General features: G+C 61.6%; 9 protein-coding genes. 5 read left to right on the forward strand and 4 right to left on the reverse strand.

Features of this window, described 5'->3' with window-relative positions; translation table 11 throughout:
• Positions 1–68: 68 nt before the first annotated feature.
• Together VL547_RS02535 and VL547_RS02540 are read left to right on the forward strand one after the other, a co-directional pair.
• Positions 69–734: a hypothetical protein gene (locus VL547_RS02535; RefSeq protein WP_325574846.1), complete on the forward strand. Its 666-nt coding sequence runs from the start codon at positions 69–71 to the stop codon at positions 732–734.
• A 5-nt stretch (positions 735–739) separates the two neighbouring features.
• Positions 740–1,192 (forward strand): hypothetical protein, encoded by a 453-nt coding sequence (locus VL547_RS02540; RefSeq protein WP_325574848.1) that lies wholly within the window; start codon positions 740–742, stop codon positions 1,190–1,192.
• On the opposite strand, the gene VL547_RS02545 is transcribed toward VL547_RS02540, so the two are convergent.
• The gene (locus VL547_RS02545; RefSeq protein WP_325574850.1) at positions 1,189–2,748 is read right to left on the reverse strand and encodes an FG-GAP-like repeat-containing protein; all 1,560 of its coding nucleotides are present in this window, start codon (positions 2,746–2,748) and stop codon (positions 1,189–1,191) included. The two genes, VL547_RS02540 and VL547_RS02545, sit on opposite strands and share 4 nt — an antisense overlap.
• A gap of 27 nt (positions 2,749–2,775) precedes the next feature.
• On the reverse strand, positions 2,776–5,529 hold the full coding sequence (locus tag VL547_RS02550; RefSeq protein WP_325574852.1) for a ligand-binding sensor domain-containing protein: 2,754 nt from the start codon (positions 5,527–5,529) through the stop codon (positions 2,776–2,778).
• Between the two features lie 41 nt (positions 5,530–5,570).
• Between VL547_RS02550 and VL547_RS02555 the strand changes: the two genes are divergently transcribed.
• The 3 genes from VL547_RS02555 to VL547_RS02565 all read left to right on the forward strand — a co-directional run bounded on the left by VL547_RS02555 (position 5,571) and on the right by VL547_RS02565 (position 8,976).
• Complete coding sequence (locus VL547_RS02555; protein WP_325574854.1) at positions 5,571–8,144, forward strand: ThuA domain-containing protein; 2,574 nt, start codon at positions 5,571–5,573, stop codon at positions 8,142–8,144.
• Positions 8,145–8,398: 254 nt separating this feature from the next.
• Positions 8,399–8,794: a DUF6934 family protein gene (locus VL547_RS02560; RefSeq protein ID WP_325574857.1), complete on the forward strand. Its 396-nt coding sequence runs from the start codon at positions 8,399–8,401 to the stop codon at positions 8,792–8,794.
• Entirely contained in the window at positions 8,779–8,976 is a 198-nt protein-coding gene (locus VL547_RS02565) for a hypothetical protein (RefSeq protein WP_325574859.1), read from the forward strand. Before VL547_RS02560 ends, VL547_RS02565 begins: the two co-directional genes overlap by 16 nt.
• Here the strand turns inward: VL547_RS02565 and VL547_RS02570 are convergent.
• Entirely contained in the window at positions 8,967–11,834 is a 2,868-nt protein-coding gene (locus VL547_RS02570; RefSeq protein ID WP_325574860.1) for a redoxin domain-containing protein, read from the reverse strand. The genes VL547_RS02565 and VL547_RS02570 overlap by 10 nt on opposite strands.
• 12 nt (positions 11,835–11,846) lie before the next feature.
• Positions 11,847–13,448 carry a SusD/RagB family nutrient-binding outer membrane lipoprotein gene (locus tag VL547_RS02575; RefSeq protein ID WP_325574862.1) on the reverse strand — a complete coding sequence of 534 codons (1,602 nt, stop codon included), beginning with the start codon at positions 13,446–13,448 and terminating at the stop codon, positions 11,847–11,849.
• Positions 13,449–13,457: the final 9 nt, after the last annotated feature.

Here is a 13,457-nt window from a genome sequence, read left to right on the forward strand (position 1 = left end):
TGCAGACGAACCCGCAATAGCGTAGTTCTACGGTTCCTTTTGCGCCGGCGACGCCCTATCTTAAGGGAATGGATAAATCCCCGGACCCGCTGGCGGTCATCAGGAACCTCGTCATCGTCGTCGGTATATACCTCTACTTTATCGCGTGGATCTACGTCAACGCCTACTACGGGCACTTCGGCATCCCCGCGGCGGACTTGAAGCTGGACTATGCGTCATACCTCGTTTTTTCATTCAACGTAGTGATGTCGCCGCGGTTCCTATGGTTGGTGGGGGCGTTGCTCGTCGTCGTCGTTTTATTGCAGTTCGGTAGGGTGCGCTCCTTCCTTCAGCCCCGGCAGACCCTTTGGCTGATCGTGGGGATGGCCGCGCTGTTCCCCTGGTTGTTCCAGGTCGCCCAGCGCGTCGCCTGGGATGACTATCTCGATGAACGGAACAACCGCAGCAGCCTGCGTTCGGTGCAATTCGTGTTCCGGAAGGATTCCGAAATACAGGTGCCCACGACCGTGCTGGATACGACCACGCTTTCCGGACAGGACCTGGTGAGCGACCTCCGGCTGCTCAAACAGGACGACCTGCGCCGGCTGAAGCTCCTCGGCGAGTCCGACGGCTACTTTATCGTTTTAAACCAACCCACGGCAGCCCCTTCGCTGGGAATGCCCGTGGGTTTTGTTTATTTTATCGACAAGAAGGACGTGCTCCTGTCGAAGATCATCCTCAGCTCCGCAAAATGATTCTTATGCGATATTTGTTCGTGTTACTCCTCCTATGGGCGTGCAACCCGCCGGCCCCGCCGCCGCCCCCGCCTCCGGCGCCCGTCGCCGATACCGTCGTTTGGATCGGCATCCACGCCCGTTGGAACTATGCCCCGGGCACGGAATACGACGGCAACTACGATACGAGCAACCAGGTTTTTATCGTGTGTAACACCGACCGCTCCTCCGTGGTGCCGCGGACAAACGTTATCCTCGAAATGGGCGGAAGCTGCGACACGTCGGTGACCAACCGCATACGGTTGATGGAGATCAGGCGGCACGACACCGTCGCGACCACGATCGGGCATGCGTCTTCGGTCAATGAAGGAACGGTTTCGTTTAAAACGGCGCGGGGGGAGAAGGCGGTGCAGCTAAAGGCGGAGCAGACGCTGCGGATACGGCAGCTGCGCGTCCTTCGGGCGCCTGTGAGGCCCTAGCGCCGGTTCAACCGCAACACCATAAACGGCGGCCCCTGCTTAAAATCCACGCGCGGCTGAAAGGAGAACGGCCCCGTCGAACAATTGCCGAGGACGATCTCGGGATGGCCGTCGCCGTCGAGGTCGCCGACGTCCATGGTCATCCAGCGGCCGGCCTCGGTGGCGGGGACGGACCAGGGCGTAAAAGAAAGGGAACCGGCATTGCGCTTCAAAAACACGAAACCTTCCTCCGGCTGCCGCTGGTAATCCGCGAAGTACGCGATGGCGGCGATGTCGAGACGGCCGGTGCCGCTGAAGTCGCGGGCCATGGCGCGGTAGCAGCCGTCGATGGGATAGAAGTAGCGCTGCGTATAATGCTCATGGCCGTCATTCATAAAGATGTAGACGCCGTGATAGGGTTTGCGGATCTTGGAGTAGTCGGCGTTGTCCCCGCAGGTGTATAGGATGTCGGGGTGACCGTCGCCGTCGAAGTCGTCGAGCTCGAAATAGGAGGTGCCGTAACAGGGCGGGAAACGCAGCAGCGGGCTGCCGTCGAACAGGCCGCCGCCCTTGTTGGTGAAGAGCCAGATGCCCTCGTCGCCCTGGGCGAAGGCGACAAAGATATCCGGTTTGCCGTCGTGGTTATAGTCGTAGATACGGGCCTGGATCGCGCCCGGCACGGGGCGGATGGTATGCTCGATAAAGCCGTGCCCGGTGTTTTCCATCCAGGAAAGACGGCCTTCGGTATAGCCGAATTCGCAGACGAGATAGTCGGGGCGGCCGTCGCCATTGAGGTCCGCGGACAGCAGCTGGACGGGGCGGTGGAGGAAGCGGAAAACGGCGGCGGTGTCGGCGGAAGCCCAGCCGGACGCCCGATGCGTCAAGGCGACCGTACTGCCGGACATCGCATTCGTGGGAAACATTTCGCCGATGTTCAGCGCCACAAGCCCGTTGGGAGCCCCGGCGCCGCCGGCCACATCCACGATCGCCCCCGCCACCGGCATCGAATCCGTATACCGCAGCCCCGCATCGATCGTATACAGGTACCGACGCTCCACGTCGGAGAGCAGGATCGAATGGTGCACGCTGTCGACGCGGATCATCGCCGTTAACGGCATGATATAACGGCGGGAAGGCGTGGATACGGCGAACAGCGTGGAATCGGCGCGCAGGGGCGCCGGGCGTTGCTGCGCTGGCAGCGAATCAGGCGACACCGCCGTATAATAGTAGATGATCTGTTGCCACTCGTCGTCGCTCATCATCGGCTTGTCCGGATAAAATCCCTTCGGCATGCGCGTGAACGGCCCCGTATCGACTGCGTACTGCACCAGGCCGTGAAAGAAGATGCCCAGCCGCGGACCCATTTGGGGCAGCACGCCTTTTTCCCAGGTTTTGCTGGCGAGTAACGAAGGATCGGGAAGGAGGTGGCAGCTTTGGCAATACGTGGCGGCCAGGCGCTGGCCGGCCGCGATGTCACGGTCGGGGACGGACGCGTGCGATGGATTCTTTACGTAGGTCGTGGTTTGACGACAAGCAAGCGCAAAACACAGACATACCACAAAGGGTGCGCCTTTCATGAGCTCATGTTGGTTGTTCCGACAAATCTAGGCGATTCCGGTGAGGAACGCGTACAAATTTACGTCCGGTGTAAGCCCCAGTTTTTTGCGGATCCGATAGCGGCTGATCTCGACGCCTTTGGGGGAGATGTTCAGGAGCTGCGCAATCTCCTTGGAGCTGAGGTTGAGCCGCAAGTACGCGCACATTTTCAGGTCGGTAGGACTGAGCAACGGGTATTTTGTCTTGAGCGTGACCAGGAAATTATTGTGCACCTGGTCGAAGTAGAGGCTGAACTTGTTCCAGTCGTCCTCGTCCTTTTCGGTGTCGGTCATCAGCTTAAAGACGCTCCTGAATTCAAACGGTAGTTGAGGTATATTCAACCGCTTTATCACAGCGATCATTTCTTCCTTGATGTTGGAGAGCAGTCCTCCCCTTTCCACCAGGTGCATGGTGACCGTGGCGAGCTCGGCCTCCAGCTTACCTTTTTCCTTGCTGTCGAGCTCCAGCCGGTGGAGGTACCGGAGCCGTTCCTGTTCGGCTTCGTGGTGGCGGCGCTGGACGTCCAGGCGGTGCCGTTGTCGGCGGTACACCAGCCAGGCCACGAAAAGGGCGGCTAAGAGATAGAGCCCGTAAGCCCACCACGTCTGGTACCAGGCCGGCGACACGGAAAAGGCGTATGTCGCGGGGGAGGACACGACGCCCAGGCTGTTCCGCGTCCGCACGAAAAAGGTATAGTTTCCGTAGGGGAGGTTGGTGTAGTCTTTCTCCGTTTTCGCCGACCAATCCGACCACTCCTTGTCAAAACCTTCCAGGTAGTAGCTGAACTCAGCCCCGGGGTATAACGGCGCCGAGTATTCGAAGTGAAACGAGTTCCACCGGTGGGGCAGGCGGGCCGTCCCGCCGGCAAAGCCGCCGTTGACGAGGCTGTCGCTCCGCGCCGAGAGCGCGTGGACGCTGCTCAGGAGGGCGACGGACGCCGTCCGGTCCAACACATAGCGTTCGTAGTCCAGCCGGATCACGCCGTCGTTGGTACCGACATAAACGTCGCGGTTGTCATAGGGATAGATAAACGCCGCGCCCCGGACGGTTTGACCGTTCAATTCCGGGATATATTGGACGCTTTTGCGCCTGGCGTCTATAACCCCGACCTGCCGCTGACTCACGAACCATATATCTCCGTTAGGCGCCTCCGTTAGGAACTCGACGCTGGTGTCGCCGAAGATGGGCTGGAAAAAGGTATCTTTCAGAAAACGACGCCCGTCCCACCCATACACGCCTTTTTCCGTCGCAAAGACGACACGTCCCCGCACCCGGTAGGGATAGTCGTGGAGGTCGGAGGGCAGGCCGTCCGCGCGGCAGTAGTGATAGGTGGTGTCTCCGGGTACCGGTGTCCGGTAGACGCCGCGGTAGGGATGCGAGGCCCAGACATTACCGGACGTGTCCGTCGCCAGCACGCCCAGGGACTCGTAAAAGTCATTGACACGGCCGCCGTCGGTGAAATCCGGTGTAATATATCGCAACCCCGTATACGTCCCCGCGACGAGCCTGCCCCCGGGTCCCGCGACCACGCCCCAGGCGCCCACGGTGCCTATGGGTGTCGCTTCGTCCCCGCGCACGGCAAAGACGCCGGTGCTGTGACCCGCCAGCAGCACATTGCCGCTGGCGTCCAGGCTCCAGACCGATCCCTCGGTCCCGGGCACGAGGGCAAAACCGCCACCCGGTAATACGGCCCGGTACAATCCTTCGGAAGTGCCGATGTACAGCTGTCCGTCCAGGACGCGGATGGCGTTGCTCATGACCTGGCGGGCGCCCGCGGGATAGATATGCGTGAGGGCGGTCGGGTAGTCGACTACGGACAACCCGCTTTCCAGGCCCAGCCACAGGTGCTGGTTGGCGTCGGCGAGGATGGAGAGGACGTGGTTGTTCTGAAGACCCTCCTTGTCCGAGAAATGTTTTGCCACGGTGTTGCCTTCCAATATTAATAGCCCGCCCGTGCATGTACCGAGCGCAAAGCGCCGCGGCCCCAGCGCATGGACGCCGCTGAGCATGGCGCCCTCGGGAAGCGCGACCTTCCAGGGGGTGAGCTTTCCCGCGTGGAGCAGGTAGAGCCCACGCATCAGCGTCGACACCAGCAGGGTGTCCCCGTTATAGGCAGCCATTCCCGTCACCTCGAGGGGAATGCGTATGTCGCATGCCGGCGTCCAGCCACGGCCGTTCCATTGTAAAAGCCCCTGTTCCTTGTCGTCGGCAAAGAGCCTTTCGCCTACGCTCGCGAGTAACCGCCACGCCGCGGGGGCGTCAAAGGTCTGTATCCGTCGTCCGTCGTAGCGGAAGATGCACTCGTTCGTCCGGAAGGTCACCGTATCGCCCTGGATGACGATGTCCCAGATGTCGGCGAACTGCCGCGCCACCTCCGGCAACAGCTGTTTCAGCGAATGGTAGGCCAGCGTCCCCTGTCCGTCCGGCGCGAAATAGCCGACCTCGTCCTGGCCGCCCGCGTATATCTTCCCGCCGGGCGCGACCGCGATAGCGCGTATGGCCGCGCGGTTGGGGAGCACATACCGCTTCCAGTAGCTGCCGTCGAACGTCAGCAGGCCGTCGTCGTTGGCCAGGTAGAGGACGCCCCGCGCGTCCTGCGCCAGGGCCCAGACGGCATTGGCGCCCTGGTAGTCCGTATTTTTGTAATTGCGGATTGCGGGCTGCCCCAGGGCGGGCTGGGCGGCAGCCCTATGGCTGAACGCGACAATTGACGCAATCGTAAAGATGTGTAGTGCCGTTGTAGGGCCCCTGAATTTGCTCATCCGATCCCGTGACAGGATATTTGGTTTGGAACGATAATATTATGAAGAAAATCCTGATTGGCCTCGCCTTGTTAGTGACTTCGTCGCTTCTTTCAACGCTTCCCTTGCCGCTTCGGGCGCAGCGGGTGCTCGTGGTGGCTTCCCGTGCCTCCGACCACGTCCGGATGATCGCCGCCGCCCGCCCGTTCTTCCAGCGCCTGGCGGATTCGACGGGTCTGATGATTGACTTCACCGACGACACCAGCGTCATCAACGACGCGAACCTTCACCGTTACCAGGCTTTTGTCATGCTCCATCTGGCACCCTTTGACATGAGCTATGCGCAGCAGGCGGCCCTCCAGCGGTTTATCGAGGCCGGCGGCGGCTGGGTCGGGATCCACGCCGCGGGGCTCACCGGTGCGGGTTTTTTGGCGCCGCATACGCGGTATTGGCAGTGGTTTGAGGATTTTATGGGGGGCGTGGCGTATTCGCCGCACCCGGCGTATCAGCCGGCGCGCCTCGTCGTGGAAGACCGCGGACACCCGGTGGCCGCCGGGCTGCCGTCGTCGTTTATCGTCTCGGACGAATGGTACGAGTTCTCGTCGAGCCCGCGTTCCCGCGTACACGTCCTGGCGTCCGTCGACGAATCCACCTATCACCAGAACAAGCCCATGGGCGACCACCCGATCGCCTGGTGTAACGAGCAATACCCCCATACCGTCTACATCGGCGTGGGCCACGACCCTTCGGTGCTTGACAACGCCGCGTATGCGCGGCTGCTCCGGAATGCGCTCCTGTGGGCAGCCCGGCCTTCGGTGCCCATCGAGATGGCCGGCGGCCGTGTTTCCTATGGTCAGGTCTTGTCGACCCCTCAGTCGCCGGGCGTGGTCTACGCCCGCGCCAAAACCTGGTTCGAAGGCCCCTCTCCCGATCATAACCTCCATCTGGACTTTGCCGACAGCAACCACCTGAGCGGGAGCGATGTGTTGAAAGTCGGGGCGTTTTTCGTCCGGTTCCGCTTCGATGTTACCGTGCGGGATGGGAGTTATATTTTGCAGACCGATCACTACGAGGAACGCACCGCCGCCACCGACTACTCCAGGATCGAATACCGCTGGTGGGACTTCCGCTCCGGTCACCCCTGGTCTCCCGCGGACTCCGGGTTGTTTGCGGGTCTGGATCAAGGCACGCGCGCATTGTGGGCGTCCTTGGGCCATGCGCTCGACGGCCATCCCCGCTTCCGGGTGCTGGCCCTGTACGAGAATGGCGGCTGGCATAAAGCCTTCACCGATCGCGCTATTCGATGGCTCGACCGCCTGGCGCTGGACAGCAACATCCGCATCGACTACTTCACCAACACCGACAGCATCGACGACGCCTTCCTGGCGCGCTACCAGCTGTTCCTCCAGCTCGACTACGCCCCCTACGCCTGGAAACCCGCGGCCGTCAGCGCTTTCCAGCGCTATATTACCGGCGCCCGGGGCGGCTGGGTGGGCTTCCACCACGCCACGCTGCTCGGCGAGTTCGACGGCTATCCCATGTGGGATTGGTTCTCCACCTTCATGGGCGGGATCCGCTGGAAGGACTATATCGCGCGCTTCGCCCGCGCGACCGTACACGTGGAGGATTCTCCAAGCCCCATCATGGCCGGCGTCCCGGACACCTTCACCGTGCAAAAGGAGGAGTGGTATACCTACGACAAAAGCCCGCGCCCCCAAGTCCACGTACTGGCCTCCGTCGATGAATCTTCCTACTACCCCGACACCACCGTCAAGATGGGCGACCACCCCGTCATCTGGTCCAACCCGCACGTACCCGCGCGGAATGTGTATATTTTCATGGGGCACTCCCCGGTTTTATTTGACGATACCGTCTATACCCGCATCTTCCGGAATGCGATTTTTTGGGCCTCCGCGGGAGCCGTGGCATCGCCGCCTCCGCCCGCACCGCGGTTCCGGGCGCTCGCGCTGTACACGACGACGGTGGAGCCCGACCACGTCGCGTTCGCCCGCGACGCCATCCACTTTTACCAACAGCTCGCCCTCGAGCGGGGGTTTATCTTCGACACCACGACCGACTGGCGCCGTTTGAATGACACGTCCCTGTCCCGTTATGACGTCGTCCTCTGGCTCAATGACTTTCCCCAGAACGCTTCCCAGCGCCTGGCGTTCCAGCGCTTCGCCGACCGCGGCGGCGCCTGGCTCGGCTTCCACGTCGCCGCCTACAACGACAAATACACCCGCTGGCCGTGGTTCGTCCAGTTCCTCGGCGGCGCCGTTTTCTACGACAACAACTGGCCGCCGCTGCCGGTTCGGTTACACGTGGACGATACGTCGCACCCGGTCACGGCCGGTCTGCCGTCTTTTTATACCGCCCCGCCCAACGAATGGTACGGCTGGCGCCCGAGCCCGCGGTTGGATCACGCTGTTAAGGTCCTCGCCACCCTCGACCCGTCGGCATACCCCCTGGGCAAAAAAGACCAGATCCGTTCCGGCGACGTGCCGGTCATCTGGACCAACACCCGCTATCACATGCTCTACATGAACATGGGCCACGGGGACCAGGTGTTCGCGTCGCCCGAGCAGAATATGATGCTGGCGCAGGCGCTGCTATGGTTGGGGGGCCTGCGGCCGTGAGCTTCCGCGGGCCGTCGGCCTGCGACGCGGTGCGGCCGCGGGCGTCCGGCGGTGCGTTCGCGGGCGTCCGGCGGCGCGTTCGCGGGCTCGCGGCGGCGCGTTCTCGGGCTCCGGGTAAAGGGGGAGCATAATACTATATATGCCTATATTCTGTTAGGACTTTAAACGGATTTTTTTTCAAAGAATGTGATAAATTCTTAGCGGCGCGGCGCGGAAAATAGCTTTGCGAATGGGTATAATGACCTGTTCGATGTATGAAGCATGAAGCATATGAAGTGAGTGGAGTGTTTGGTGAATTTGACGCGTTCGATTTTGTCAGCAGCGGCAAAAACGGCATAGTATTGAAAAGAGTTGTCTTCGCTCCGACCCCCGAGAGAGAAGTCGTTAACCTGGTTTTGGGTGATGTCGGCGCTGACGGCGAAGTAGATGATCGGGTCATCTCGAACAATGGCGATCGGGATAAGGTACTGGCCACAGTCTTACGTATTATCAACTATTACCACAGGTGGTATCCGGAAAGAGCGATATCGATCGAAGGTAACACTGCCGCCAGAAACAGACTATATCGAATGGTTATAAGTATTTACCAGGAAGAACTTTCGAATTCGTATGAAGAAAGTCATAAATTTGATATATGGATAAGTTTATAGAAGTCTATGATGACCTGAAGGGGGAGATGGTGAAATTGAAAATCAGCGAGGAGCTTACCGAATGGGTTAGGTCCGGCAAGAGGGACAATGACCCTGTCATAGTCGCCAAGAGAGAGAAGACAGCCGAATGGCTCGCCAGGCTCGACGAGGAGTCGCTAAAAATCATCCGTCGTCAGCGATAAATCCTCCCCATATAAGGATCATCGAAGATGATCCTTTTTACTTCCTCATAATCGATCATCCCCTGGTGCGCATACACCACCTTGCCGCCGGGTTCCACCAGCATAGTGTAGGGCAGCGCGCCCTTCCACGAAGGATCGAGAGCTTCGATCAACGCGTAGGGCGTACCGGTGAACCGGTAGTTCGGCGAGGACGACTCGTGGGCGGTCAGGAAAGAGAGCGCGGCGCCGGCGTGGGCGGAGTCGTCGGTGGAGATGCTGACGAGCTGGAAGCCGCGGTCGCGGTAGAGGCGGTTGAGGGTGACGAGGTCGCCGAACTCGCGGACGCAGGGGATGCACCAGGTGGCCCAGCAGTTGATCAGCGTGAGCTTGTCGCCGCCGCCCGCCGATAGGCGCCGTATGCCGGGAATGCCGATGGTGTCGAGGGTGACGGGCTCGTGGGCCCAGGCTATGGCTGCTCGTTGTTTCCAAACGGTTTTTTCTTTCCATTTGATGGAGCAGCCAAAGGTCTTGGTATCGGTGACGGCTATGGCGCGGCCGGCCAGGAGGGCGTCGATCGCATCGCGGGCGTCGTTGTGCGCGGGCGTTTTGGCGGGGTCTTCGGTGTCGTCGATGCGGCCTTCGTACCGCAGGCGCCGGCTGGCGTCGAATATAAAGACGTGGGGCGTGGATACGGGGCCGTAGGCGTGGGCGGCAACCTCTTTGTCGCCGTCGTACAGGTAAGGGAAATTATAACCGGCGGCGCGGGCGCGGGTTTTCATCTCGGGATAGGAGTCGCCAAGGTCGCTGTAGCCGAGCTCGTCGAGACGGACGGAGGCAGGGTCGTTTGGGTTGATGGCGACGACTTGCACGCCGCGCGAACGGTAGTCGTCGGTCAGCCGGATGATGCGCTTCTCGTACGCCTGCGAGGTCGGGCAGTGGTTGCACATGAAGACGATCATCAGCACCGGCGCGGCGCGGAAGGAGGCGAGCGAATAACGCCGCCCGTCGATCCCCGGGAGGCTAAAGTCCGGCGCCGGCGCGCCAATGGCCAGCGTCGGATGGTCGTCGCGGTGCTCCGGGTCAACGCCTGGCGGCCGGCTGGCTACGGCCAGGAGGTACCATGAGGCGTGCGGCAGCCATTGTTCGGCCCAGCGCCAGTCGTAGTCTTTATGCGTGACAGCGTAAGGGATATTGAGGGCGATGTCGCGCTCGTCATCCAGCCCGGAGGTGATACCGTTGACGATACCGCCGGGCGCATTGGTGTATTCGAACGTCCCGAAAAAGCCATAGACCGGGTTGTGGTAGCCGGTGCCCTGCAGCAGCGACGCGTCAAAGGGGTTGTCGCCGAGGATCCAGTTGAGCTGATCCACCGCAAAGGTTTCCAGCGAGTCTCCAAAAGACCGCTCGTACAACGGCGCCGCCATGCGCGCGGCGGTGGCCATCGACCCCAGTCGGGCGTCTTCGCCCTGCCACCAGGGCGACGCCTCCGAACCGTGCGGGAAGAAAAAGGCCGTGCGCCGGTTGCCCAGGGTGTCCTGGACCAGCTGGCGGCTATACCCGAAGGGATTGGTAACGGCGTGGGTTAACCGCAGTTCATATTCGAGCGAACGCCGCACGGCGTTTTTGATCTGCGTCTGCATGCCTGCGTCGGCTACCGGGTAGTAGTTCAAGAGGCTGACGACGGGCAGACCCGCATCGGCGGGATGGAAGAACGGACGGTCCCTGTCGTCGGCGCGCCAGTAACCGGCGTTGGTCAGGCGGTCGAGCAGCCTGGTAGCCCGCGCGTGGGCGGCGTCTGCAAAGCGCAGGTCGTGCGTGACCCTGTACAATTCCGTCGCCGCCATGAGCGCGCAATAATCGTCGAGGATGTTCTCTTGTCCGTCGCTGGTGAGCCCGACGTTGTGCTTGTCGAGGAAATCGAACGCCTCGGAAGCCGCTGCCAGGTATTGAGCCCGGGTGAATTCCCCGTCAGCCGGCGCGGTGGACGCGAGCGCCAGCGCCGCGATGGCGAGGCCGCCGCCGGAGCGGAACGAGCTTTGATAAGCCAGGGGGCTCGAAGCTGCCGCCGAACCGCCCCAGGATTGCGAAGCGGTCGCCTTGATCCTATAGCTGTGCTCCTCCGGTTGTATCCGCCGGTCCTGTGGCAGCTTGCCGGGGCCGGGGGCGCCCACCGAACGATAAAAGGAAGCGCCGGACACGTGGCAACGGTACAGATAGTCCGCGCCGTACAGCGCCTCGTCGAGCAGCCGGCGATTATATTGCCGGTAATCGGTCCCCTTTTTGTCCGAGAGTAGCTGCCAGGTCCGCATCAGCGTCCAGGCCGTGAACGAAATCTGCTGCGGGTTGAAGTAAGCGGAAAAAGACAGGTGCGACAAGTGTTTCCCGTAGTCCCCCGTGGCGTCGTACCAACCGCCGTGGAGGTCGATGGTGCGCGTGGTGTCCAGCGGGTCCGGGAGGCGCCGGTCCGCCGCGTCGAGCAGCCCGGAGCAGCGTTGCCCCTTGAAGTAGTAGATCACGTCCGATATCGTCGCCGACTCCAGGACGCTGCTCCCGATCCTGAAGGGATGGGAAGCCGCGGGGCCTGCCTCCAGCCGGTAGGTCCCCGCGGCGCTGAATTTACCGAAGTCGATCGTCCAGAAAAGCCGGTGCTGCCAGTGGTCAACGGGACCGACATAGCGCGGCACACCCTGGAACACGGCTTTACCCGTGGCGACGTCCACGACGCGATAGGCGGTAACCGTCGCCGGGGCGTCCGATTGGATGACGGCGCGCTTGGGGCCATAGGTCTCGTACCCGACCTGGTTCGTCAGGATGTCTACGTGCTGCGCGCGGGCGCTGAGTGCCGTCAACAATACAAGGGCGATCGATGTAGCTTTCATGGTATAAAACCTTTAGAAATTGGGCCCATTCACATCCCACCAAAGACGCGTCCCCCCGTTGTCCGGCCCACCCAGCAAAGATATGCCTTGCTGGAGGCCCTTGGGGTTCAAAGTGGCTTCGCTGTGCGGATACGCCAGCCGGCGGACCTGTATCCTGGTGTCGATGGTGCCCCCGCTGCTGTTGACAACCACCGGGAAGAGCGCGGGATAGCCCGTGCGGCGGAACTCGGTCCAGGCTTCCTGGCCCTCGGGGTACATGGCGAGCCACTTCTGGGTGATGATGCGCTCCAGCTTTTGCTCGTTGGTGGCGTTGGGGTCCCACTTGATCGTGATCGTAGTCAGGGCAGGGCTGTTGTCGGCGGAATTCAGGTAGTCGACGTAGTCAGCGGGTTTGCTGGTGGCGTCCTGGATATAGGCTGCGGCGGCCCCGGCGACGCCGTACTGCTGCATGGACTTGGTGATCCCGGTTTCGTAGTCGGTCTGCGCGTCTCCGGCGCCATTCCAACCGCGCAGGGCGGCCTCGGCCTTCAGGAACCACACCTCGGCGGCGGTCATGATGACTTCCGGGGCGGTGATGGTAAAGGTCTGGTCGCAATTGGGCTTGGAAAAACCGGAGTAAAAGGGTTTCGGCGGGATGGCACAACCGATACGGATACCTGTATATTCACCGGTATGCCCGGGGTCGGTGTCGGGTTCGAAGTAGACCGGCAACCGGGGGTCGTTGTAGCCCACGAGAAAGGACTCGATCGACGCGTTCATGGAATTGTCGCCGTAGCTCACGGTGATCTGGTTGTAGTCGTTCCCGTTAGCCTGGCTGGCCTGGACGGCGGCATCGTCCGAGGGGTCGGTCATCACGCCACCGGGATCGGCCAGGGCTTTTTCGGCCTGGGCTTGGGCGGTGGCCGGGTCTATCTTGGTGAGGTGCATCGCCAGGCGGAGCCGGAGGGAGTTGGCGAACTTCAGCCACTTGGTATAGTCGCCCCCGAAGATGGCGTCGTTGGCCGCCAGCGGCTCCACGCCGGGATTGGCGGCGATATAGGCGTTGAGGTTCGCGGCGGCGGTGTCGAGCTCACCGAACATCGCGGTATAGATGTCCTGCTGGCTGTCGTAACCCACGCTTACCAGCGAGGAACCGACCTGGCTGTAGGGCACGGGGCCGAATTTGTCGGTGATCCGGTCGATGGCTTCCACTTCAATGATGAGCGCGATGGCCCAGTAGTCAGGATTCGAGGTCTGTACGCCGGATTTGGCGAGCTTGTTGCGGATGGGCCCCAGCAGGTTGGTGTAGATGCTGTTGAAGGCCTCCACGTTCCAGCCGTCGATGAAGACGTAATTCGCGTTGTCGAGCGCCTGCCCGAAGGTCTGGTCGGGCATCATGTAGCCGCAGTAGTCGTCGGCGTTGAGGTTCTGCGCGGTCTGGTAACCGTCGTCGGTCATGTACATGATTTCCTGCTCCAACGGGATAAAGAGGGTTGGTATCTGGAGGTCGGCGTTGGGGACGCCCGTGGGGTCGGTGTTGAGCTTCTCGAAGTTCTTGGTACAGCCCGCGAAGGCGAGGGCCAGCGATAGGGCCGCGATTCCAAGGGGTCTGCTATGTGAGGGGAGTCGTTTCATTGTCGTTCG

Origin of the sequence: Dinghuibacter sp. (genome assembly GCF_035492835.1) — a bacterium.
In the GTDB taxonomy this organism is placed as follows: Bacteria; Bacteroidota; Bacteroidia; order Chitinophagales; family Chitinophagaceae; genus Dinghuibacter.